The organism is Virgibacillus necropolis (assembly GCF_002224365.1).
Lineage (GTDB): Bacteria > Bacillota > Bacilli > Bacillales > Amphibacillaceae > Virgibacillus_F > Virgibacillus_F necropolis.
In genome coordinates this window covers 2,642,163-2,663,104 of record NZ_CP022437.1, presented here as the reverse complement: position 1 = coordinate 2,663,104, position 20,942 = coordinate 2,642,163, and the positions used below count along the sequence as shown (strand labels likewise).

The 20,942-nt window shown below is 37.5% G+C and carries 18 protein-coding genes; 15 read left to right on the top strand and 3 right to left on the bottom strand.

Annotation, left to right across the window (positions count from 1 at the left end):
- Positions 1–439: 439 nt before the first annotated feature.
- Positions 440–1,201: a class I SAM-dependent methyltransferase gene (locus CFK40_RS12795; protein WP_089532674.1), complete on the bottom strand. Its 762-nt coding sequence runs from the start codon at positions 1,199–1,201 to the stop codon at positions 440–442.
- Between the two features lie 127 nt (positions 1,202–1,328).
- Between CFK40_RS12795 and CFK40_RS12790 the strand changes: the two genes are divergently transcribed.
- Positions 1,329–2,189, top strand: a complete 861-nt coding sequence (locus CFK40_RS12790; RefSeq protein ID WP_089532673.1) for a LysR family transcriptional regulator — start codon at positions 1,329–1,331, stop codon at positions 2,187–2,189.
- A gap of 285 nt (positions 2,190–2,474) precedes the next feature.
- Positions 2,475–2,894 carry an organic hydroperoxide resistance protein gene (locus CFK40_RS12785; RefSeq protein WP_089532672.1) on the top strand — a complete coding sequence of 140 codons (420 nt, stop codon included), beginning with the start codon at positions 2,475–2,477 and terminating at the stop codon, positions 2,892–2,894.
- Between the two features lie 40 nt (positions 2,895–2,934).
- Here CFK40_RS12785 and CFK40_RS12780 read toward each other — a convergent pair whose 3' ends face one another.
- The gene (locus CFK40_RS12780; protein ID WP_089532671.1) at positions 2,935–4,656 is read right to left on the bottom strand and encodes an Rqc2 family fibronectin-binding protein; all 1,722 of its coding nucleotides are present in this window, start codon (positions 4,654–4,656) and stop codon (positions 2,935–2,937) included.
- Positions 4,657–4,778: 122 nt separating this feature from the next.
- On the opposite strand from CFK40_RS12780, the gene CFK40_RS12775 reads away from it, so the two are divergent.
- The 13 genes from CFK40_RS12775 (at position 4,779) to spoVM (ending at position 19,985) form a co-directional block, all read left to right on the top strand.
- On the top strand, positions 4,779–7,433 hold the full coding sequence (locus tag CFK40_RS12775; protein ID WP_089532670.1) for a calcium-translocating P-type ATPase, SERCA-type: 2,655 nt from the start codon (positions 4,779–4,781) through the stop codon (positions 7,431–7,433).
- 227 nt (positions 7,434–7,660) lie between these two features.
- A complete protein-coding gene (gene remA / locus CFK40_RS12770; RefSeq protein ID WP_089532669.1) occupies positions 7,661–7,921 on the top strand; it encodes an extracellular matrix/biofilm regulator RemA in 261 nt (86 codons plus the stop codon).
- Between the two features lie 126 nt (positions 7,922–8,047).
- Entirely contained in the window at positions 8,048–8,251 is a 204-nt protein-coding gene (rpoZ, locus tag CFK40_RS12765; RefSeq protein ID WP_089532668.1) for a DNA-directed RNA polymerase subunit omega, read from the top strand.
- A 444-nt stretch (positions 8,252–8,695) separates the two neighbouring features.
- Positions 8,696–9,913: a bifunctional phosphopantothenoylcysteine decarboxylase/phosphopantothenate--cysteine ligase CoaBC gene (gene coaBC, locus CFK40_RS12760; protein WP_089532667.1), complete on the top strand. Its 1,218-nt coding sequence runs from the start codon at positions 8,696–8,698 to the stop codon at positions 9,911–9,913.
- Positions 9,910–12,321 carry a primosomal protein N' gene (priA, locus tag CFK40_RS12755; RefSeq protein ID WP_089532666.1) on the top strand — a complete coding sequence of 804 codons (2,412 nt, stop codon included), beginning with the start codon at positions 9,910–9,912 and terminating at the stop codon, positions 12,319–12,321. Before coaBC ends, priA begins: the two co-directional genes overlap by 4 nt.
- 32 nt (positions 12,322–12,353) lie before the next feature.
- The gene (gene fmt, locus CFK40_RS12750) at positions 12,354–13,304 is read left to right on the top strand and encodes a methionyl-tRNA formyltransferase (protein WP_089534384.1); all 951 of its coding nucleotides are present in this window, start codon (positions 12,354–12,356) and stop codon (positions 13,302–13,304) included.
- The gene (rsmB, locus tag CFK40_RS12745) at positions 13,297–14,640 is read left to right on the top strand and encodes a 16S rRNA (cytosine(967)-C(5))-methyltransferase RsmB (RefSeq protein WP_089532665.1); all 1,344 of its coding nucleotides are present in this window, start codon (positions 13,297–13,299) and stop codon (positions 14,638–14,640) included. The genes fmt and rsmB overlap by 8 nt, the downstream gene beginning before the upstream one ends.
- Before the next feature lie 120 nt (positions 14,641–14,760).
- Positions 14,761–15,522, top strand: coding sequence for a Stp1/IreP family PP2C-type Ser/Thr phosphatase (locus CFK40_RS12740; protein WP_089532664.1), 762 nt, complete (start codon positions 14,761–14,763; stop codon positions 15,520–15,522).
- The gene (gene pknB, locus CFK40_RS12735) at positions 15,516–17,651 is read left to right on the top strand and encodes a Stk1 family PASTA domain-containing Ser/Thr kinase (RefSeq protein WP_089532663.1); all 2,136 of its coding nucleotides are present in this window, start codon (positions 15,516–15,518) and stop codon (positions 17,649–17,651) included. Before CFK40_RS12740 ends, pknB begins: the two co-directional genes overlap by 7 nt.
- On the top strand, positions 17,652–18,533 hold the full coding sequence (rsgA, locus tag CFK40_RS12730; RefSeq protein WP_089532662.1) for a ribosome small subunit-dependent GTPase A: 882 nt from the start codon (positions 17,652–17,654) through the stop codon (positions 18,531–18,533).
- 1 nt (position 18,534) lies between these two features.
- Positions 18,535–19,197 carry a ribulose-phosphate 3-epimerase gene (gene rpe, locus CFK40_RS12725; protein ID WP_089532661.1) on the top strand — a complete coding sequence of 221 codons (663 nt, stop codon included), beginning with the start codon at positions 18,535–18,537 and terminating at the stop codon, positions 19,195–19,197.
- A 4-nt stretch (positions 19,198–19,201) separates the two neighbouring features.
- Positions 19,202–19,849, top strand: a complete 648-nt coding sequence (locus CFK40_RS12720) for a thiamine diphosphokinase (RefSeq protein ID WP_089532660.1) — start codon at positions 19,202–19,204, stop codon at positions 19,847–19,849.
- Positions 19,842–19,985 carry a stage V sporulation protein SpoVM gene (gene spoVM / locus CFK40_RS21660; protein WP_319417985.1) on the top strand — a complete coding sequence of 48 codons (144 nt, stop codon included), beginning with the start codon at positions 19,842–19,844 and terminating at the stop codon, positions 19,983–19,985. The genes CFK40_RS12720 and spoVM overlap by 8 nt, the downstream gene beginning before the upstream one ends.
- A 627-nt stretch (positions 19,986–20,612) precedes the next feature.
- On the opposite strand, the gene rpmB is transcribed toward spoVM, so the two are convergent.
- Positions 20,613–20,801: a 50S ribosomal protein L28 gene (gene rpmB / locus CFK40_RS12710; RefSeq protein ID WP_089532659.1), complete on the bottom strand. Its 189-nt coding sequence runs from the start codon at positions 20,799–20,801 to the stop codon at positions 20,613–20,615.
- Positions 20,802–20,942 lie beyond the last annotated feature (141 nt).

The window sequence follows — 20,942 nt, the reverse complement described above, 5'->3', positions numbered from 1 at the left end:
GAAAAAGTAGTGGATTTTTAAAATTTAACTTTTCACATCAACTTAGCACCCTCGATTATACGGAGACTCCTGCGGGAAGTAAGAGATCGGCGAGACCCCGCAGGACGGCAGTCCGAGGAGGCTCGACACTCGCCCGCGGAAAGCAAAGTATATTCGAGGGTGCGATGGTAGATCCGCATATTTTGTACTATATTTAACTTTTTCAGTGGCCTCGAAAGCGAAGACGATGAGACCCCGCAGAGAGCGGTCTTTGCGATCGAGGAGGCTCAACGCGAGCCCACGGAAAGCGAAGTGGATTTCCGGAACGATTGTCCAACCACCAAAACCAGCAATTACGTCGCATTTTATATAGACTTTGGTGTATGAGCAACGAACTATACGAAAACAACCATAAAAAAAGATGACCACTACGCTCCTTTATGAATAGTGGTCATCCTTTCTATTTTTCGCACATTACCATCCATTCGTCAATTGTAAATGATTGTATCTCACCTTGATTAATGTCAACTTGAAAATAGTCATGTACTTTACTAGATGCTTCTACTATATAGGACCCAACCTTATTTTTCGCTTCATCACTGTCTAAGGTTCGGTCAATCCACTCTTGATAAGGCAATGTTTTCTTCCTAACCTGTTCCTTCATTACAGTTAACTGATACTTGGTAAAAAGTTCTTTCCATTCTAAAATAGAATGTGATCGAACATGGCTATAATCACGCATTTTTTCTAATGTGTTAACAAATTCATCGAATCTACTATCCTCTGGGGCAATATTATCAATAAATATAAACTTCCCATTTGGTTTCAACACACGATAAACCTCAGAAATAAACTTTTCGGGACTTGGAAAATGATGTGCTGCAATACGACATGCCACGATATCAAACGTATTGTTCTCAAATGGTAATTCTTCAGCATCCGCAATCTTATACATAATGTTTTCGTAGGAGGATAAATGGTTTGCAGTGTTATCCAACATTTCTTTGGTTAGATCTGATGCTATGACTTTGGCAACGTGCTTAGAAAGGTGTTTTGCAACATGACCGCCACCTGTTGCAATATCAAGAGCAATCATGCTTGGTTCAGGTTGTAACCATTTAACAAGTAAGGGTAAATCGGAACCTTTCGAATGCGTCGAGCTTGTTACATAGGCATTACTATTTTTGGCAAACACGCTTTTAACGTTTTCTTTCTCATTCATGTGATTTCCTTCTTTCCATATATAGGAATGACTTGATACTACTATCATATGTTTAGACATGAAATAAGTAAAATACTAGTTTATAATCAATAGTAATAACAAATACTTATCTAGTGGGGGATATAAAATGAAGATTGATGATTATATTTTATTACTGAAGTTAAATGAAATTGGTACGATTCGTGGTACTGCAAAAGCAATTTTAATATCGCAACCAGCTGTAACACAACGTCTTAAATACATAGAGGAATACTTTGGCCAAACGATTTTTATTCGGACGTCGAAAAAGCTAATTCTTACACCAGTTGGAGAAATGATCATAAACCATGCAAGGACTGTCGTTGACCGTGAAGAGGTGTTAAAAAATAGTTTACTCGAATCTAGTGAGAAGGTTCAAGGTACGTTATCTATTGCCTGTTCATCACTCATTAGTCAACGTTATTTGCCGGCTATGCTTGCTGAATACACTGCTGCATATCCAAATGTTGGAATTGATCTTGTCACTGGTATCAGTGAGGATATCAAGCGTGACCATAAAAATTATCATGTTTCGATCATTCGAGGGGAAAAGTTGAGGGAGAGTACATGTTCTTGTATATTTGAAGATCCACTGTATATTTTTGATACAGAGTCATTTCCAAAAAACAAGATAAAAGAACGTCCATTAATTGCGTTTAAGAGTGATGATAGTATGCATGAACTGGTTGATAACTGGTTATATCATCATCAACATCATATTAAACCACTCAAAACGATACGGGTTGATCAAATTGAGACATGTAAACAATTTATGAAGCAGGGCCTCGGAATGGCTGTTCTACCAAAAAGCGTTTCCGATACGATGATGGATGAATATCCGCACGTAGCTTTAACTCTAAACAATCAAAGCGTGACAAGAAGTACATGGGTTTGCTACCAAGAAGAGGTTAGGAAACTACCGCAAGTAGAGAAATTTCTTGAGACAATATTACATAAAAAATATATATAATTGCGTGTTCAAAAAGTCGCCGAATTAGAAATAAGAAGGTCGAGGCACGAGAGTTTTGAGGACCGGACTTGCACACGATGTGCTGACTTCTATGTTGTCCACAGGACGTGGACGGTTTTAGTAGAAGTTCCTCTATGCCCTTAATACGTGAGGACTGGAAAAACCGAGTAACGAAGAGATTCGCCATTTATCATTTGGCGACTTTTTGAGCATCCTCTTATGTTTAGTAGAGAAAACTTAGTGGAATAGTACTATATATTCATAATAAAGAGGAGTGCTAATTATATGAGTAAGGTAATTTTTACATCAAAAGCAACAGCAAAAAACGGCCGTGATGGTCATGTGAAATCTGAGGATGGATTAATAGATTTAAATTTAGTTAATCCAGCTACAAATAAAGAAGATAAGGGTTCAAATCCTGAACAATTATTCGCAGCAACATATTCTGCTTGTTTCGATGGAGCATTAAATCTAGTTGCATCCAATCAAGATAAAAAAATTGACTCGGAAACTACTGCAGAAGTTAGTTTCTGTAAAGATGAGGAAAATGGCGGTTTTAAAATTGCAGCAACACTGAATGTTTCTATAGAAGGTGTTAGTCAAGAAGAAGCAGACAAGCTAGTGGAAGATGCTCACGAAGTTTGTCCGTATTCCAAAGCAACTCGTGGTAATGTGGATGTAACGTTAAATGCAAAAGCTCTTTAAAATAGCTTACCTGAGATAAAACGGATGACTCAATTACGAGTCATCCGTTTTTCAAATTATCCCTTAAGGTATCTACCATATTTTTATCGGGTGTTACAAAAAGTGTTTTTTGGTTGTCGTATGTTACAAATCCAGGTTTTGCACCATTTGGTTTTTTAACATGTCGAATCAACGTGTAATCAACTGGAACAGAAGAAGACTGTTGTGACTTGCTAAAATAGGCAGCTAATTGAGCAGCTTCTAATAATGTCTCTTCACTTGGACTTTTGTCTTGAATGACAACATGCGAACCTGGAATGTCTTTTGTGTGCAACCAGATATGATCACGATGAGCCAATTTAGTTGTAACGTATTCATTTTGTTTATTATTTTTTCCTACAAGAATCTGCGTTCTATCAGTAGCTTGATAAGCATCTGGTTTAGGCAATCCTTTTTTATTTTTCTTCTTCTGTTTGGTACGTTGTTTTTTTAGATATCCTTCATCACGTAACTCTTCACGTATTTCTTCAATATCTTCTTCTCGAGCCACATCAATCTGTTGTAACAATTGATCGAGATAACTGATTTCCTCTTTTGTCTTTCTAATTTCTTTTTCAACTACCTTTTTTGATGTTTTTAACTTTTGATAGGTTTTGAAAAAGCCTTGCGTATTCTCACTTGGTGTTTTATTTGGATTTAAATCAATCGTAAGTTCTCGTTGTTCAGGATCATAATAGTCCGTAACAACAACGGACGTATCCCCTTTTGTTACAAGGTGCATATTTGCAGTTAACAGCTCACCTAAGTGTTGGAACTTATCTGCATTATCTGCCTTTTTAATGGTTTGATAATGCTTTTTCATTTTGCGTTCATTTTTGTCTTTTTCATTTTTTATGAAACGATAAAGATCCTTTGCTTGTTGTTTGACACGGTCACGTTCTGCCTTTCCAGAGAAAAAAACATCAAGCATTTCATTGGTGGTAGTGAATGCTTCTTTATCACCGCCAACAGTTTCAAGTAATAATACATGAAAATCTTCTTTTCTATTTCGATAAATAGCTGGATTGAAATCACCATTTTGTATTGTGTTTTTTAAATCTGCAAAAACCTTCATATACGTCTGTTGTGATCCAAGCTTAGCTCGTCCTACTATTTCTTGAGCAACAACTGGTGAAACACCACTAAGTGTATGCAAAATCTGATTTTCTATTTTCCCTTGATTGAAATCAATCTTTTGGATGAATTCTTCCGCGTCAATTTCTAGTAAATTTAATTTGTCTTGATGTGGCGGAAGGATGTATTCATGTCCCGGTAATATCGTTCTGTAGCGATTTTGAGCTAGTGAAATATGCTTTAGACTATCGATAATATGTCCTTTTTCTTGATCAACCAGCATTAGATTACTATGTTTGCCCATCAATTCGATTATGAGTGATTTGTGTGTAACATCCCCAATTTCATTTCTCGTTTTAAAGGTAAACGTTAGGATACGTTCCATTCCATACTGGTTAATCGACTCTATAACTGCACCGGATAGATATTTACGAAGTATCATACAAAACATTGGAGCTTCCTTAGGATTTGTATAGGTATCATTCGTAATATGTACGCGCGCATACATAGGGTGAATTGAAAATAATAATGTATGATTTTTCCCATTGCTTCGTATGGTGAAAACAATTTCAGTGTCTGTCGGTTGATAAATTTTGTTTATTTTTCCTGGAACAATTTGCGTGTTCCATTCGTTTGTTAATGCTCTAGTAACTATTCCATCAAATGGCATGCGATCACCTCATGCTTTAATTATAGCATTTTTCAGGACAAGTCTGCATACATATCGTTAAGAGAAGGCTAAAATTATCAATTTTTTGATAAGAATTGGGGCTTAAATTGGAGGGGTGTGTTTTGCAGTGGTATCAATTAGACAAGGAAACACTTGAACAAAAGCTTCACGTAACAACTGAGAAAGGACTTACATCAAAACAAATAGAAACTAGACGGAAACAGCATGGGTACAATGAACTTGATGCAGGGAAACAAACTGCAAAATGGTTAATATTTATTAAGCAATTTCAGGATTTTATGGTATTAGTTTTGTTAGCGGCAACTTTAATTGCGGGGTTGCTAGGCGAGTATATCGATGCAATAGCAATTATGGTCATCGTTTTTGTAAATGGCTTTATTGGGTTTTTTCAAGAACAAAAGGCTGAAAAATCGTTGGCCAAGCTAAAGGAATTATCTGCACCTTTTGCCTATGTTTTAAGGGACAAGACGTGGGAACGAATACCATCCAAGGATATTGTTGTTGGTGATGTGATTCAGGTGAGAAGTGGGGATAGAATTTCAGCAGATATTCGAGTGATAGATTCGAAAAGTATGGAAACAGAAGAATCATCTTTAACAGGTGAATCACTCCCAGTAACAAAACATGCTGAATTGATTAACAAAGATGAATTGGGTCCTCAGGATCAGTCGAATATGGCGTTCATGGGGACTTTAGTAACACGCGGATCGGGAACAGGTATTGTTGTCGGAACGGGTATGAATACGGTGATGGGGCAAATTGCATCACTTATGGTTAAGACAAAGAAAACAATCACACCGTTAGAACATAAGCTTGCAGAGCTAGGTAAAATCCTAATAATCGTTGCTCTAATCTTGACTGCATTAGTTGTAGGTGTAGGAGTCTTCCAAGGACATCCAGTCTATAATATGTTTTTAGCAGGTGTATCTTTAGCCGTGGCGGCGATACCAGAAGGACTTCCCGCAATCGTTACTGTTGCACTGTCACTCGGTGTTCAGCGAATGATAAAAAAGAAAGCTATTGTACGAAAGCTATCAGCGGTTGAAACTCTCGGATCTGCATCTGTTATTTGTTCCGATAAAACAGGGACAATGACCGAAAATCAAATGACGGTTAAAGAGGTTTATCTAAATGATAAAAAATTAGTTGTAACAGGTGACGGCTACGATCCAATAGGGGATTATTATTCAACTAATACCAAAGTCGATGATCAATTCCCTCATCTGAAGTCAATGCTTCTGTATGGAATGTTGTGTAATCATGCATCTTTGCTAGTAAAGAAAGGGAAAAATTATGTTAATGGTGATCCAACAGATGGTGCGCTTCTTGTTGCGGCAAGAAAACTAGGACTAACACAAGCTGATGGAGAATCGTACAGGATAGTTAAAGAGATACCGTTTGATTCAACTAGAAAACGTATGAGTATGGTAGTAGAGGATGAAAATAAGCGTCAATTTCTCATTACCAAAGGGGCTCCTGACGTACTGTTACCAAGATCCAACTTTATATTATCTAATAATGAAAAACGGTTGATGAAGGCTGCTGATAAAGCTAGGATAAATGATGCGATTAATGGAATGGGGGATAAAGCATTACGGACAATTGCCATTGCCATTAAACCCATTATGTCAACTAGAGAGACCGATGAAGGTTTGCTTGAGAATGACTTAACATTTATTGGTTTGTATGGCATGATCGATCCTCCTAGAAAAGAAGTGAAGGCAGCAATCCAGGATTGTAAAGAAGCTGGCATTAAAACTGTTATGATTACGGGTGATCATGAGAAAACGGCACGAGCGATTGCAACCGATTTAAATTTGTTACCTGAAGATGGACTCGTCCTAGATGGTTATCAATTAAATCAATTGTCATCTGATGAATTAATAAAAATCATCGATCGTGTATATGTATTTGCACGGGTTACACCTGAACACAAGCTTAAAATTGTTGATGCCTTTCAGCAAAATGGCCATATTGTGGCCATGACAGGTGATGGGGTAAACGATGCACCCGCAATTAAAGCAAGTGATATAGGAATTAGTATGGGACGCAGTGGAACAGACGTGGCAAAAGAGGCTTCATCGTTAATTTTAATGGATGATAACTTTGCAACGATAAAAGATGCAATTAACGAGGGCAGAAATATTTATGAAAATATTCGAAAGTTCATTCGTTACCTATTGGCATCGAACGTCGGTGAAATATTAGTTATGCTATTTGCCGTATTGCTAGGACTTCCCTTACCACTTGTTCCAGTACAAATTTTATGGGTTAACCTAGTTACAGACGGTCTTCCAGCTATGGCACTGGGACTCGATAAACCAGAAGCAGATGTTATGAGCCGAAAACCACGACATCCGAAAGAAGGAATCTTTGCCAGAGGACTGGGCTTTAAAATAGTTAGTAGAGGTATTTTAATTGGAATAGTTACGTTAATTGGCTTTATGGTGACCTATCAAGGAAACCCAGACAATTTGGTTTATGGTCAAACTGTAGCTTTTACGACACTAGTCATGGCTCAATTGATCCATGTATTTGATTGCCGAAGTGATCGTTCTGTATTTGCTCGGAATCCATTTGGCAATAAATATTTAGTACTAGCAGTGTTGTCATCCATTGCGATGTTATTATGTGTAATCTATTTTGAACCATTACAACCAATCTTCCACACTGTTTTCTTAGGAATTCGAGATTGGATATTCATCCTAGCCTTAAGCGCAATACCAACCGTATTTTTCGGATTTACTAAGAAATAAGAAAAGCGGAGGCTACTGGTCAGTGACGTACAAATAGATAAGACTGAAAAATAATTGCTCCTCTCCTTATATTTTAAGGAAAGGAGTTTTTCTTTTTTAGTAAAGTATGTATAATAGATAGAGTTACTACTTTAAAGTTTGAGTATTGCAATCCTTATTGATTATACTATACTTATATATCTAAAATAGAGATAAATGTTCAGGTACAACTAAGGGGGAAGCAAGTTTTGAGTTTAAGATTAATAAATATAGGATTTGGTAATGTAGTATCTGCAAATCGCATTATTTCCATCGTATCACCAGAATCAGCACCAATAAAACGAATAATTACAGTCGCAAGGGAAACCAACAAATTAGTCGACGCAACATATGGAAGACGGACAAGAGCTGTTATAATTACAGACAGTGATCATGTTGTATTGTCAGCTGTTCAGCCAGAAACAGTTGGTCAGCGTGTATTAAGTCATGATGAGGTCTCAGACGAATAATAGTTGAAACGGTACTAATACAAAACCAACTGTTAGAATAGGTGAAAAATGTCAATAATTAGTACAGAGAAGCAAGAAAGAACGAATTGAACAACACTATAAACAATTACTGGAGGACGAAATCTCATGATGCTAGAACCGTCAATCGATAAGCTTCAAGAAAAAATTAATTCAAAATACACATTGGTAACACTTTCTGCACGACGCGCAAGACAAATGCTAGATACGGATTCAAATTCCTTGTTAATTGAAAACCCTACATCATATAAACAAGTGGGTATTGCATTGGAAGAAGTTTTAGCGGATAAATTGTTTGTTACTAAGAAATAAGAAAAGCGCAAGCGCCTTGAAAGACACGACAAGCATAAGCAGAGCGGTGCAGTGTGGGTGCTTTGCTCGCGCGTAAGCGAACTGCTTATGTCTCGAGTGTCTAGGGCGCTTGCGCTAGACAGATAATCGCCAAAATTTTATACTTTCTTTGCTCTTGAAAAAATGAAACCCCTCGCTTTGTTTTGCGAGGGGTTTTGATTATTATTAGAGGTTTTGTACTTTAGAAATAGGTTCAATCTATGGTATAACTAAGAAAAGAAATAGTAATAGAGGTTGTTCAAAAAGTCACCAAATGATAAACGGCGAATTTCTTCGCTTTACTTGCCTTTCCGGTCCTCATGTAGGAATAGCCTACATTCTGGTCTCGGGGACTACGCCGCCTCGAACTTCTTGTTTCTAATTTGGCAACTTTTTGAACACGCACTAATAGAAGGGGCTTAAAAAATGATGGAAAATAAAAATATTCTTTTAGGCGTTTCTGGAGGAATAGCTGCATATAAAGCTTGTGCATTGACGAGTAAACTAACACAAGCAGGAGCGAATGTTCGAGTAATGATGACAGAAAATGCCTCGAAGTTTGTCTCTCCTCTTACATTTCAGGCTTTATCACGAAATCCAGTTTACATAGATACCTTCGATGAAAAGAATCCTCAAAAAATAGCGCACATAGATGTGGCAGATTGGGCAGATATAGCGATTATTGCTCCAGCAACAGCAAATAGTATTGGTAAACTAGCAAATGGTATAGCTGATGACATGTTGTCTACCACTTTGCTTGCTACTCAAGCTGATGTCTATATAGCACCAGCGATGAACGTTCATATGTACGCGCATCCTGCAGTAATAAAGAATATGAAACAGCTTGAGGAATGGAATTACCATTTTATTGAACCTGGTGCAGGATTTTTAGCTTGTGGTTATGTAGGAAAAGGTCGCTTAGAAGAGCCAGAGAGTATCATAAACACAGTAATTAATCACCAAAACTCTCAACAAATTAGAGGTCCACTGTACGGTAAAAAGGTATTAGTTTCGGCAGGCCCAACGCGAGAACAGATAGATCCTGTTCGTTTTTTTACAAATCGGTCAACTGGAAAAATGGGATTTGCACTTGCTGAAGCTGCTAAAGAATTAGGTGCAGAAGTTACCCTCGTGGCTGGTCCAGTAAATATAGATTCAGTCAATTCTACTATAAAACGAATTGATGTAATTACTGCTGAACAAATGTTTCAGGCCATGCATGACAATTTTTCAGAAAACGATATTGTAATTAAATCAGCTGCTGTTGCTGATTACCGTCCGAAAAACACATTTGTTGAAAAAATGAAAAAGCAACCGGGTGATTGGAAAATAGAAATGGAACGAACGCAGGATATTTTACAGTCGTTAGGTGCTGAAAAGAACCATCAATTCCTAGTTGGATTTGCTGCTGAGACAACCAACCCACTAGAATATGGTGTTGAAAAGTTGCAAAAGAAAAATTTAGATGCAATTGTCATCAACAATGTTTCCGCTCATGGAGCTGGATTTGAAAGTGACACGAACATCGCTACATATGTGAATAAGTCTTTGCAACCCGAGGAAATCCCGTTATCTTCCAAGAAGGATTTGGCGTTGCAAGTACTTGGATTTATTGTTCGAGATATGAAGGATGGTAAATTGTGAGTATCGCAAAAGTTATCGTAGATGTGCCAGCTAAACAAATTAATCAGACTTTTGATTACGCCATCCCTAGTCGTCTTGAACATGTGTTAGTACCAGGTATGCGTGTTATTGTTCCATTTGGTCCAAGAAAAATCATGGGCTTTGTTATGGAAATCACATCTATATCATCATCACATGTTAAATTGAAAGAAGTCCTAGATGTACTTGATCTAACACCTGTATTAACAAACGAGCTATTGGAACTTGGCCAATGGCTCGCTGAGGAAACCGTCAGTTTATTTATTACTGCTTATCAAGTAATGTTACCTCAAGTACTAAAGTCACAATACAAAAAAGAACTAGTTCGAATGACTGATGAGGAGCTTGACCCTGCCATGGAATCGCTTTTTGCGGGTCGCGATATTGTTCCATACGAGGAATTTGCTCAATCAACCATTCGCTATCAGAAACTTTTAAAAGCCATTAACAACGGCGATATTTCAGTAGACTACCTGGTTAAATCAAGAATAACCAAAAAAACGGAAACAATGATTAAACCGGCAATTACTGATCATTTGCTAGAGGAAGCATATAATGATATGTCAAACAAAGCGAAGAAACAACGAGAATTACTGGCATATTTCATTCAAAACAAAGAGGCTATCACGAAAAAACAATTGATGTCTAAAATTAATACAAGTGCTGCTACGATTAAATCATTACTAGATAAAAAGTTATTGGTTTCAACAAAAATGGAAGTCTACCGGAACCCTTATGATGATGCTTCAATTGAGCGAACTGAACCACTTACGCTAACTGACCAGCAAAACCAAGCAATTAAACCTATTAAACAAACAATTGCAGATAACTCACATGATGTTTTTTTATTGCATGGCGTTACTGGTAGTGGCAAGACAGAAATTTACCTTCAAGCGATTAGTGATGTTATTGAAAATGGGAAAGAAGCAATTGTACTGGTTCCTGAAATTTCACTCACACCGCAAATGGTTCATCGTTTCAAAGGAAGATTTGGTTCAGATGTTGCTGTTATGCACAGCGCGTTGTCCAGTGGCGAGAAGTATGATGAATGGCGTAAAATCTACCGACAAAAGGTGAAGGTAGTTGTTGGTGCGAGGTCAGCTGTTTTCGCTCCTTTTGAGAACTTAGGTATCATCATTATTGATGAAGAACATGAAACCAGCTATAAACAAGAGGATCAGCCTAAATATCATGCACGAGATGTTGCAATTGAACGCGGTAACTATCATCACTGTCCGGTAATTTTAGGTAGCGCAACACCCACGTTAGAATCCTATGCTCGAGCAAAAAAAGGTGTATATCAACTCGCAACGTTAAGTAAACGAACAAACGAGAAAGCAATGCCTGAAGTGGAAATTGTTGATATGCGTAATGAATTACATGAAGGTAATCGAACCATGTTTTCTAGAAAATTAAAAGAAAAAGTTGAGTCGTGTATCGCAAAAAATGAGCAAATTGTCCTTTTATTAAACAGGCGGGGTTACTCGACATTTGTTATGTGCCGGGATTGTGGTCATGTAAAGGAATGTCCTCATTGTGATATTGCGCTCACTTATCATAAGAACTCAAATCAATTAAAATGCCATTACTGTTCCTATGAAGAACCAATGCCGACAATCTGTCCAGAATGTTCCAGTGATTTAATTCGTTATTTTGGGACAGGTACACAGCGGGTTGAAGAAGCACTAACACAGCTTATTCCTGAAGCTAGAGTAATTCGCATGGATGTGGATACGACACGTAGAAAAGGTGCACATGAAAAACTATTAAATCAATTCGGAAATGGTGAAGCAGATATTTTGCTAGGAACGCAGATGATCGCCAAAGGGTTAGATTTTGAGAATGTAACATTAGTTGGCGTAATGACAGCTGACTCGATGCTCCATTTACCAGACTTTCGTTCATCGGAGAAAACGTTTCAGCTATTGACCCAGGTCAGTGGACGAGCAGGTCGACATGAATTACCTGGTGAGGTTATTGTGCAAACATACACGCCAGATCATTATAGTATTGAGCTTGCGAGTCAATATAGCTTCACTGATTTCTACTTGAAGGAAATGGCAATGCGGAAGACATTCCATTATCCACCATATGTATTTTTAGCGCTTATCACCGTTTCTCATCCCAATCAAGTGAAGGTCGTACAAACAACACAAAAAATAGTGCAATCATTATTAAATTCAGTTAAGGAAGAAACAATCATTTTAGGGCCAACACCATCACCAATGGCACGTATCAAAGATAGGTATCGTTACCAGTGTATGGTAAAATACAAAAATGAGCCCACATTAAGAACAATCATACAGAACATAATGAATCAATATGAGGCAGATATTCGCAAAGATGATTTATTAATTTCAGTTGATATGCAACCATACCAAATGATGTGAGAAAAGCTAAGATTTAGAAAGTAGGTTAGATGATGAATAAAATTATATTTATGGGAACCCCAGATTTTTCTGTGCCAATTTTACGAGCACTTGTTGAAAATGGCTATGACATAGCATTAGTCGTTACACAGCCGGACCGTCCTAAGGGAAGGAAAAAGGTCATGACTCCCTCTCCTGTTAAAACGGAGGCGATGGTGCAAAATATTCCTGTGTTTCAACCAGAAAAGCTAGCCGATAACTACCAACAGATTATTGATTTACAACCTGATATAATTGTAACGGCTGCATATGGGCAATTATTGCCGCCTCCGTTACTCACCGTACCATCTTTCGGTTGTATTAATGTTCATGCTTCTTTATTACCTGAACTAAGAGGGGGAGCACCTATTCATCATGCAATTATAGAGGGTAAGTCAGAAACAGGTATAACGATTATGTATATGGTAGAAAAACTTGATGCGGGCGATATTCTAACGCAAGCGAAAGTTCCTATTGAAACTAACGATAACGTAGGTACCATGCATCATAAATTAGCAGGTGTAGGCGCAACATTGCTTATTGATACATTACCTAAACTGTTTAGAGGTGAAATTACGCCAGTTGAGCAGGATCATGCAAAATCTACATTTGCGAGTAACATTAAGCGTGACCAAGAAAAAATTGATTGGGAACGAAACAATAGTGAAATTTATAATCAAATTCGTGGGCTATACCCTTGGCCTGTTGCATTTACTAAGTATCTAGGAAAGCCTTTAAAAATTTGGGCGGCTGACTTAGATGATAATGAATACAAGGGAGATCCTGGTGAAATAGTAGATATAATAAACAATGAATCCTTATTAGTCGTATGTGGCAATAAAAAAGGATTAAGGATTACGGAAATACAACCTGCTGGGAAGAAAAGAATGGCAGTTAAAGATTTTTTACTAGGTTCACCGGATCGGTTGAAAATCGGAACAAAATTAGGTGATTCACTTGAATAATTCATTACGTGAGATAATATTAGATTTATTACTTCGGATAGATGGGGACAGTGGCTTCAGTCATTTACTAATAGACCATGAAATTAAACGTAATCAAGTCACAGAACGCGATGCTGGTCTATTAACTGAAATCGTTTATGGAACGTTACAACGAAAATTAACGCTAGATTATTATCTTAAACCGTACATTAATTCAGATAAAAAAATGAAGCCTTGGGTTAGTATGTTATTACGTATGTCTGTCTATCAAATGGCTTTCTTAGACAAAGTACCAGATCATGCAATCATACATGAAGCGGTGGAAATTGCGAAACAAAGGGGCCATAAAGGGATCGCGGCCCTAGTAAATGGAGTCCTGCGTAATATTCAACGGAATGGCTATCCAGATACATCTACAATTGACAGACCTTCAACAAAGATATCAATTGAAACCAGTCATCCAGAATGGCTTGTGGAGCGTTGGATAGACATGTATGGTATAGACATAACGAAACAAATGTGTGAAGCCAATTTAGAACGAAAAGGTACTTCTGTTCGTATACAGCCCATGAAGATAAGCCGTGAAGAGGCAATGAGACGTTTGGAAGAACTGAACTTTGAAGTTGAAGAATCAATGTTCTCAAGCCAAGGAATAGTTGTAAACAAAGGTAATATTTTAAAGACAACGTTATTTAAAGAAGGATATGTAACCGTTCAAGATCAAAGTTCGATGTTGGTTGCAGAAATGCTTGACCCTAAAAGTGATATGGTAGTATTGGATGCTTGTAGTGCACCAGGAGGGAAAGTTACACATATTGCTGAAAAAATGAACGATCAAGGAAAAATACATGCATATGATCTACATGCCAAAAAAGCAAGGTCAATTAACGATAAAGCAAAAACGTTAAATCTAACAATTATCGATGCAAAACAAGCAGACGCTAGAAAATTACAGGATGTACATAAAGATGAAAGCTTTGATCGTATTCTAGTTGATGCTCCATGTTCGGGGCTTGGAGTCATTCGGGGTAAACCAGAAATAAAGTATACGAAACAAGAATCAGATATTGATAATTTAGCACAAATTCAATTTGACATTTTAAATGAAGTCGCACCCCTTCTGAAGGAAAGTGGTTATTTAATGTATACAACATGTACAGTTGATAAAGTAGAAAATAATCAAGTGGTAAATAGTTTCTTAGAAAGCCATCCAGAATATAGAATAGACCAGACATTTTTTGATGACCTACCATCATTTTTAGCAACTGGTGTTGGTATTTCGGACGAAGGGTTACAATTGTTTCCTCATACACACCATACAGATGGATTTTTTCTAACTCGATTTGTAAAAAAGTAGTTGTAGTGCTTCATTATTTATAAGCTTTCATGTAATAATAGAAACAGGAAGTTTTATCTGATTAACGGATGTAAAGCATAAATGGACAAGTGTCTTTTGCTTTTCTAAAGGGGCGATAGGATGAAAGGGCAATTTAGTACTGATCAAGGTCGTGTTAGAAATCATAATGAGGATGCTGGAGGCTTATTTATAAATAACGCAAACCAGTATTTATCTCTCATTGCAGATGGTATGGGCGGTCATCAAGCCGGGGATGTAGCAAGTCAAATGGCCTTATCTATTATTGAAAAAGAATGGCTTGAAACGGATGAGGTTACTAATCCTGAAGAAGCGGAACAATGGCTAAAGTCAATTATTCACAAAGTAAATACTAAAATTTATGAAAAGTCTATTAGCCAAAAAGAATGCCAGGGTATGGGAACTACTGTCGTAATGACTATTTGTACACCGGATTTTATTACCATCGCTCATGTTGGTGATAGTAGATGCTATATGATAAATGAAAAAGGCTTTAGTCAAATTACTGAGGACCACTCTTTGGTTAACGAGCTTGTTAGGTCTGGGCAGATAACACATGAAGATGCTGAACATCACCCCCGTAAAAACGTAATATTAAAGGCATTGGGAACGGAAGAAGTTATTCATCCAGATATTCGAACCATATCATGGGAGTTAGGCAACATGATTTTGCTTTGTTCAGATGGCTTATCTGATAAAGTCTCTACTAGTGAATTACAATCCTTCTTAGAAAATGATAAATCGATAGAAGAAACGGCGCAAGATTTTATTGCATTAGCTAATGAACGTGGAGGCGAAGATAATATTTCTCTCGTTATCGTACATCATGAATCAGATACGAAGGAAGGTGAACCTACGTGTTAAACGGTCGCCTTTTGAATGAGCGCTATAATATTAAAGATACTATTGGCGGCGGAGGAATGGCCAATGTATATTTAGCAAGAGATATTATTTTAGAGCGTGATGTCGCGATAAAGGTCCTCCGGTTAGAATACGCGAATGATGATGAATTTATAGCCCGTTTTGATCGTGAAGCACAATCAGCCACAAGCTTATCTCACCCAAATATCGTAAATATTTTTGATGTTGGCGAAGAGGATCATATTTTATATATGGTTATGGAATATGTGGACGGGTTGACATTAAAAGAATATATACAAAAGTATGGCCCCATTAATGTTGAGGAAGCTTTAGATATAATGAAGCAAGTAAGTTCAGCAATCGGTCACGCGCATGCGAATAATATCGTACATAGGGATATAAAACCTCAAAACATTTTAATTGATTCGTTTGGACAAGTAAAAGTAACGGACTTTGGTATTGCGGTTGCGCTAAGCGCCACTGCATTAACCCAAACAAACTCGATACTTGGATCTGTACATTACTTATCACCTGAACAAGCACGAGGTGGGATGGCAACAAAGAAGTCAGACATTTATTCACTTGGAATCGTATTGTTTGAACTTTTAACTGCTCGTCTACCTTTTTCAGGACAATCACCGGTTTCTATTGCATTGAAGCATTTGCAAACAGATACGCCATCCGTAAGAAGGTTTAATCAAGAAGTTCCCCAAAGTGTAGAAAACATTGTTCTAAAAGCTACCGCAAAAGATCCCTTTAACCGTTTTGAAACGGTATATGATCTGGAGGATTCACTATCTACTGCTTTGAATCCAGAAAATTTAAATGAGGATAAATTTGTTCCAGCAGTAGGAGTAGGCGAAGAAACAAAGGCAATACCAATAATTACAGATAATCAACTACATGGTGATACGAATCAAAATACGATTGTTCACCAATCGGACGGCGCTACAAAATCGTTTGTGGCAAATGATGAAGAAGAACCAAATGGAAAGAAAAAAGAAAAGAAGAAAAACAAAAAGATTAAAAGTGAAAAAAATAAAAGCAAAAAGAAGAAAGTATTATGGATCACTATTATACTGTTCATATTGTTAGCTTCCGGAGTTGCTGCATTGTTTATTGTACCAAAACTCATGCAACCCGATGATGTCTCGATTCCAGATGTAAATGGGATGGAATATGAAGAGGCGGTAGATGAATTAAGCCTGTTAAATCTGAAAACAGAAAAGGAAATGGCTTTCTCCGAGGAGGTAAAAGAAGGAGATGTGATAAGTACTACTCCGTCTTCAGGTAGTGTCGTAAAGGAAGAATCACCTGTAACACTTGTTGTTAGTCAAGGTAAAGAGACAGTTACATTTTCAGATTATGTTGGTAAGGATTATAGTCAGACTAGGCAACTTTTAGAGGATAAGGGATTTAAGGTAATTGGTTATGATGTAACTTCAGATCAGGCTCCCGGTGAAATTATAACGCAAATCCAGCCTTCTCCTGATTCAGATGTAGTTCCAAGTGAAACAACTGTGATCCTAGAGTACAGTAGTGGACCGGAACTAATAAGTTTAAATAACTTGCAGGGCATGACAACGGAAGAAGCAATTGGCTACCTGGAAGAACAAAATCTTGTTGCCAACACGGTTGAGGAATATTCAGATAGTACACCGGCGGGAGAAGTGATTCGCCAGGAACCTGAATCGGGAACAGAATTACAAGAAGAAGAGGCAGTAACTATTTATGTTTCTGTAGGACCAGAAGAAAAGCCACCAGTGTCAGAGACAGTTACGTTTACGGTGCCTTACAATCCTAGTCAACCACCAGATGATGGTGAGCAACCACCAGATAACGGTGAGCAACCACCGGATGACGGTGAACAACAAGCGGATGATGGTGAACCAACAACAAATGACCCAGATAATCCAGACGCACCTGATGAACCAGTTGAGCAAACCGTTAAGATTTATGTAGAAGATGCAGATCGTTCTATTTCTGAGGTTTATCTAGAGGAAACCATCACAGAGGATAAGAAATATGAAATTACATTAACAATTGCACCAAACCAGACCGCGGAATATAAAGTACTCCGCGATGATGAGGTTGTAATAAATAAAACAGTATCGTATGAAGAGGGTGAATAAATGGCAGAAGGCAGAATTATAAAGGCGATAAGTGGATTCTACTATGTACAATCTGTTGATGGTATCTACCAATGCAGGGGAAGAGGCTTGTTTCGAAATAAAAAAATAACCCCTCTTGTTGGTGATTTTGTTGATTTTGATAAAAGGGACGGTATGGAAGGGTATCTGATTAACATAAAACCAAGAAAGAATGAATTAATACGTCCGCCTATTGCTAATGTTGACCGTGCTTTCATTATAAGTTCTGCAGTAGAGCCATCGTTTAGTTCATTATTATTAGATCGATTTCTTGTCTTAATTGAATCCAAGTATATTGAACCTGTTATTATTATTTCTAAAATAGATGTTCTACCAGAGAAAGAGAAAGTAAATGTAGATAACTATGCAAAAGCATATCAAAGCATTGGATACAAGGTTGAACAAGTATCCTCTAAAGAACCTTTTGAAATAAAAGGGATTGAATCTTATTTTAATGATGGTGTTTCTGTCATTGCAGGACAGTCAGGCGTTGGAAAATCATCGTTATTAAATGCACTTAAGCCAGAACTCCAAATTAAAACAGATGATATTTCAAAGAGTCTTGGACGTGGAAAGCATACAACACGCCATGTTGAGCTAGTTCAATTATTTGGTGGTTTAGTTGCGGACACTCCTGGATTTAGTGCATTAGAATTTAATGAAATTGAATTGGAAAATTTAGGTGATTGTTTTCCAGAGATACGTGAAAGAAGTGGAGCATGTAAATTTCGAGGGTGTATGCACGACAAAGAACCAAAATGTGCGGTCAAGGAAGCAGTTGAGCAAGGAGAGATTTCGCAATTTCGATATGATCACTATCTAACTTTTCACGAAGAAATTAAATCCAGAAAGCCGAGGTATTAGTATGACTAAAATAGCCCCTTCTATACTTTCAGCCGATTTTTCGATACTTGGTCAAGAGATTCAAGATGTTGAAAAAGGTGGAGCTGATTATATTCATGTTGATGTTATGGACGGACATTTTGTTCCAAACATTACAATCGGTCCGTTAATTGTTCAGGCAATAAAACCAATTACGAATTTACCATTAGATGTACATTTGATGATTGAAAACCCGGACGCTTATATAAAGGAATTCGCAGAGGCAGGTGCATCGATCATTACGGTACACCAAGAGGCTTGCCCGCATCTGCATCGAACAATCCAGCTAATTAAAAGTTATAATGTGAAAGCAGGGGTTGTTATTAACCCTGGTACACCAGCACATATGATCAAAGAGGTACTACCTGATGTTGATTTGGTATTGTTAATGACTGTAAACCCAGGTTTTGGGGGGCAATCTTTTATTTCTAGTGTTGTTCCTAAAATTAAACAAATTGATGAGTGGCGCGCGGAACTTGGTTTGTCTTTTGAAATTGAAATTGATGGTGGAGTAAATATAGAAACTGCTAAGACATGTGTCGAAGCAGGTGCAGATGTTCTAGTTGCGGGAAGTGCTGTTTATAATAAATCCGATCGAAAGCAAGCAATAGAAGCTATTATTCAAGCAACTGAATCACCGGAGTAAGGCCATGAAAACAATAGGCATTGTAGCGAATGGGCCAGATGAATTAATACCTGATTTAGATTACTATCGAGATATAATCGATATATGGATTGGTGCGGATCGTGGCTCACTAATAATACTAAATAATGGCCTTCAACTTGATTATGCGCTTGGAGACTTTGATTCTATTAGTCAGCAAGAAGAAATAACAATAGAAAGAGGTTCAAAGTCTTTTACCAAATTTCCAGCAGAAAAAAATGAAACAGATATTGAAATAGCCATAGAAAAGGCATTAGAACTAAACGGTGGTAGGATTTACTTTTTTGGAGTAACTGGTGGTAGATTGGATCATGAGCTTATTAATATTCAACTGTTATACACATTACTGGAGCGAAAATGTTCCGGGATAATAATAGATAAATCGAATTGTATAGAAATAGTTGCTCCAGGTTCTTATGAAATTAGTTCCGAGGAAAAGTTTCCGAATATATCTTTTGTTCCATTTTCAGGTAATGTTAAAGGCCTAACACTACAAGGATTTTATTATCCACTCGAGAATTATCATTTGTTTTTAGGGTCAACTCGCTGCATTTCAAATAAGCTTCTTTTAAATAATGGTACTTTTTCTTTCAATGAAGGCATATTATTACTTATAAAGAGTCGTGATGGATAGGACTAGACGATTCCAATTTAAGCTGTGTTTGTCAATGGAGGAGGGGGAACTCATGAAATTTTATACTATTAAGCTCCCAAGATTTATCGGTGGATGTGTCAGAGTAGTGATAGGCATGTTTAAGAAAGATAAATAATTATTACTTAGCTTTTGTCAAAACAATGACAAAAGCTTATTTTTTTACTAGACAAGTTAAGAAAAGCGGAGGCGACTGGTCAGCGGCGTACAGATAGATAGGTCTGTGAAAAGTACGGCGAACTTTCCGTACGTTCAACAGAACCAACTATCTGCTAGCGAGGTCACTGAAAAAGTTAAATATAATACAAAATAGGTGGATCTACCATCGCATCTTCGAATATACTACGCGCACCTTAGGGCGAGTGTCGAGCCTCCTCGGACTGCCGTCCTGCGGGGGCTCGCCGATCTCTTACTTCCCGCAGGATAAGGAAGGCTTCCCTGAAAAGGCATCGCACGAAGAAAAAGTGCTTTTCTTTTTCGAGGAGTCTCCGTATATTCGAGATGCTAAATTATGGTGAATAGATAAAATTTTAAAATCCACCACTTTTTCAGTGGCCTCTCTGCTCGCCGCTAGCCCGCGCAGCTAGACAGAGAAAAGCGGAGGCTTTCCGGACACAGGTTCCGCTAATTTTGATAAAACAGGCCATTTGCACTGTCCGTCGAAAGTTCATCGATACCCTCCACAGTAAAAAAGCACCCAAATTGTATGGGTGCTTTTTAAACATTTACTAATGTAAAAGGTATATTATACGCGCTCTACTTTACCTGACTTAAGTGCGCGAGCAGAAACATAAACTTTTTTAGGTTTGCCGTCTACCATAATACGTACTTTTTGTACATTAGCTTTCCAAGTTCGCTTGCTATAGTTCATAGCGTGGGAACGTTTGTTTCCACTGCGAGTCTTACGTCCAGTTATAACACATTTTCTAGCCATGTTAAATCACTCCTACTCATACATGTGACATTTTACTACTTATATAATTTATCATAACCGCACCAATAACGCAACGAATCTATGATAATTTATCAAGAAAAATAGCTTGACAGAACAAAGGATTTCATACATCCTTAAAAG

Excerpts from the sequence above, each read along its gene's own strand:
- CFK40_RS12790 (WP_089532673.1), top strand. The coding sequence starts at position 1,329 with ATGAAGATTGATGATTATATTTTATTACTGAAGTTAAATGAAATTGGT.
- spoVM (WP_319417985.1), top strand. The coding sequence starts at position 19,842 with ATGGATAGGACTAGACGATTCCAATTTAAGCTGTGTTTGTCAATGGAG.
- CFK40_RS12720 (WP_089532660.1), top strand. The coding sequence starts at position 19,202 with ATGAAAACAATAGGCATTGTAGCGAATGGGCCAGATGAATTAATACCT.
- coaBC (WP_089532667.1), top strand. The coding sequence starts at position 8,696 with ATGATGGAAAATAAAAATATTCTTTTAGGCGTTTCTGGAGGAATAGCT.
- CFK40_RS12785 (WP_089532672.1), top strand. The coding sequence starts at position 2,475 with ATGAGTAAGGTAATTTTTACATCAAAAGCAACAGCAAAAAACGGCCGT.
- CFK40_RS12780 (WP_089532671.1), bottom strand. The coding sequence starts at position 4,656 with ATGCCATTTGATGGAATAGTTACTAGAGCATTAACAAACGAATGGAAC.
- rpmB (WP_089532659.1), bottom strand. The coding sequence starts at position 20,801 with ATGGCTAGAAAATGTGTTATAACTGGACGTAAGACTCGCAGTGGAAAC.
- rsgA (WP_089532662.1), top strand. The coding sequence starts at position 17,652 with ATGGCAGAAGGCAGAATTATAAAGGCGATAAGTGGATTCTACTATGTA.
- fmt (WP_089534384.1), top strand. The coding sequence starts at position 12,354 with ATGAATAAAATTATATTTATGGGAACCCCAGATTTTTCTGTGCCAATT.
- CFK40_RS12795 (WP_089532674.1), bottom strand. The coding sequence starts at position 1,201 with ATGAATGAGAAAGAAAACGTTAAAAGCGTGTTTGCCAAAAATAGTAAT.
- rpoZ (WP_089532668.1), top strand. The coding sequence starts at position 8,048 with ATGATGCTAGAACCGTCAATCGATAAGCTTCAAGAAAAAATTAATTCA.
- rpe (WP_089532661.1), top strand. The coding sequence starts at position 18,535 with ATGACTAAAATAGCCCCTTCTATACTTTCAGCCGATTTTTCGATACTT.
- CFK40_RS12740 (WP_089532664.1), top strand. The coding sequence starts at position 14,761 with ATGAAAGGGCAATTTAGTACTGATCAAGGTCGTGTTAGAAATCATAAT.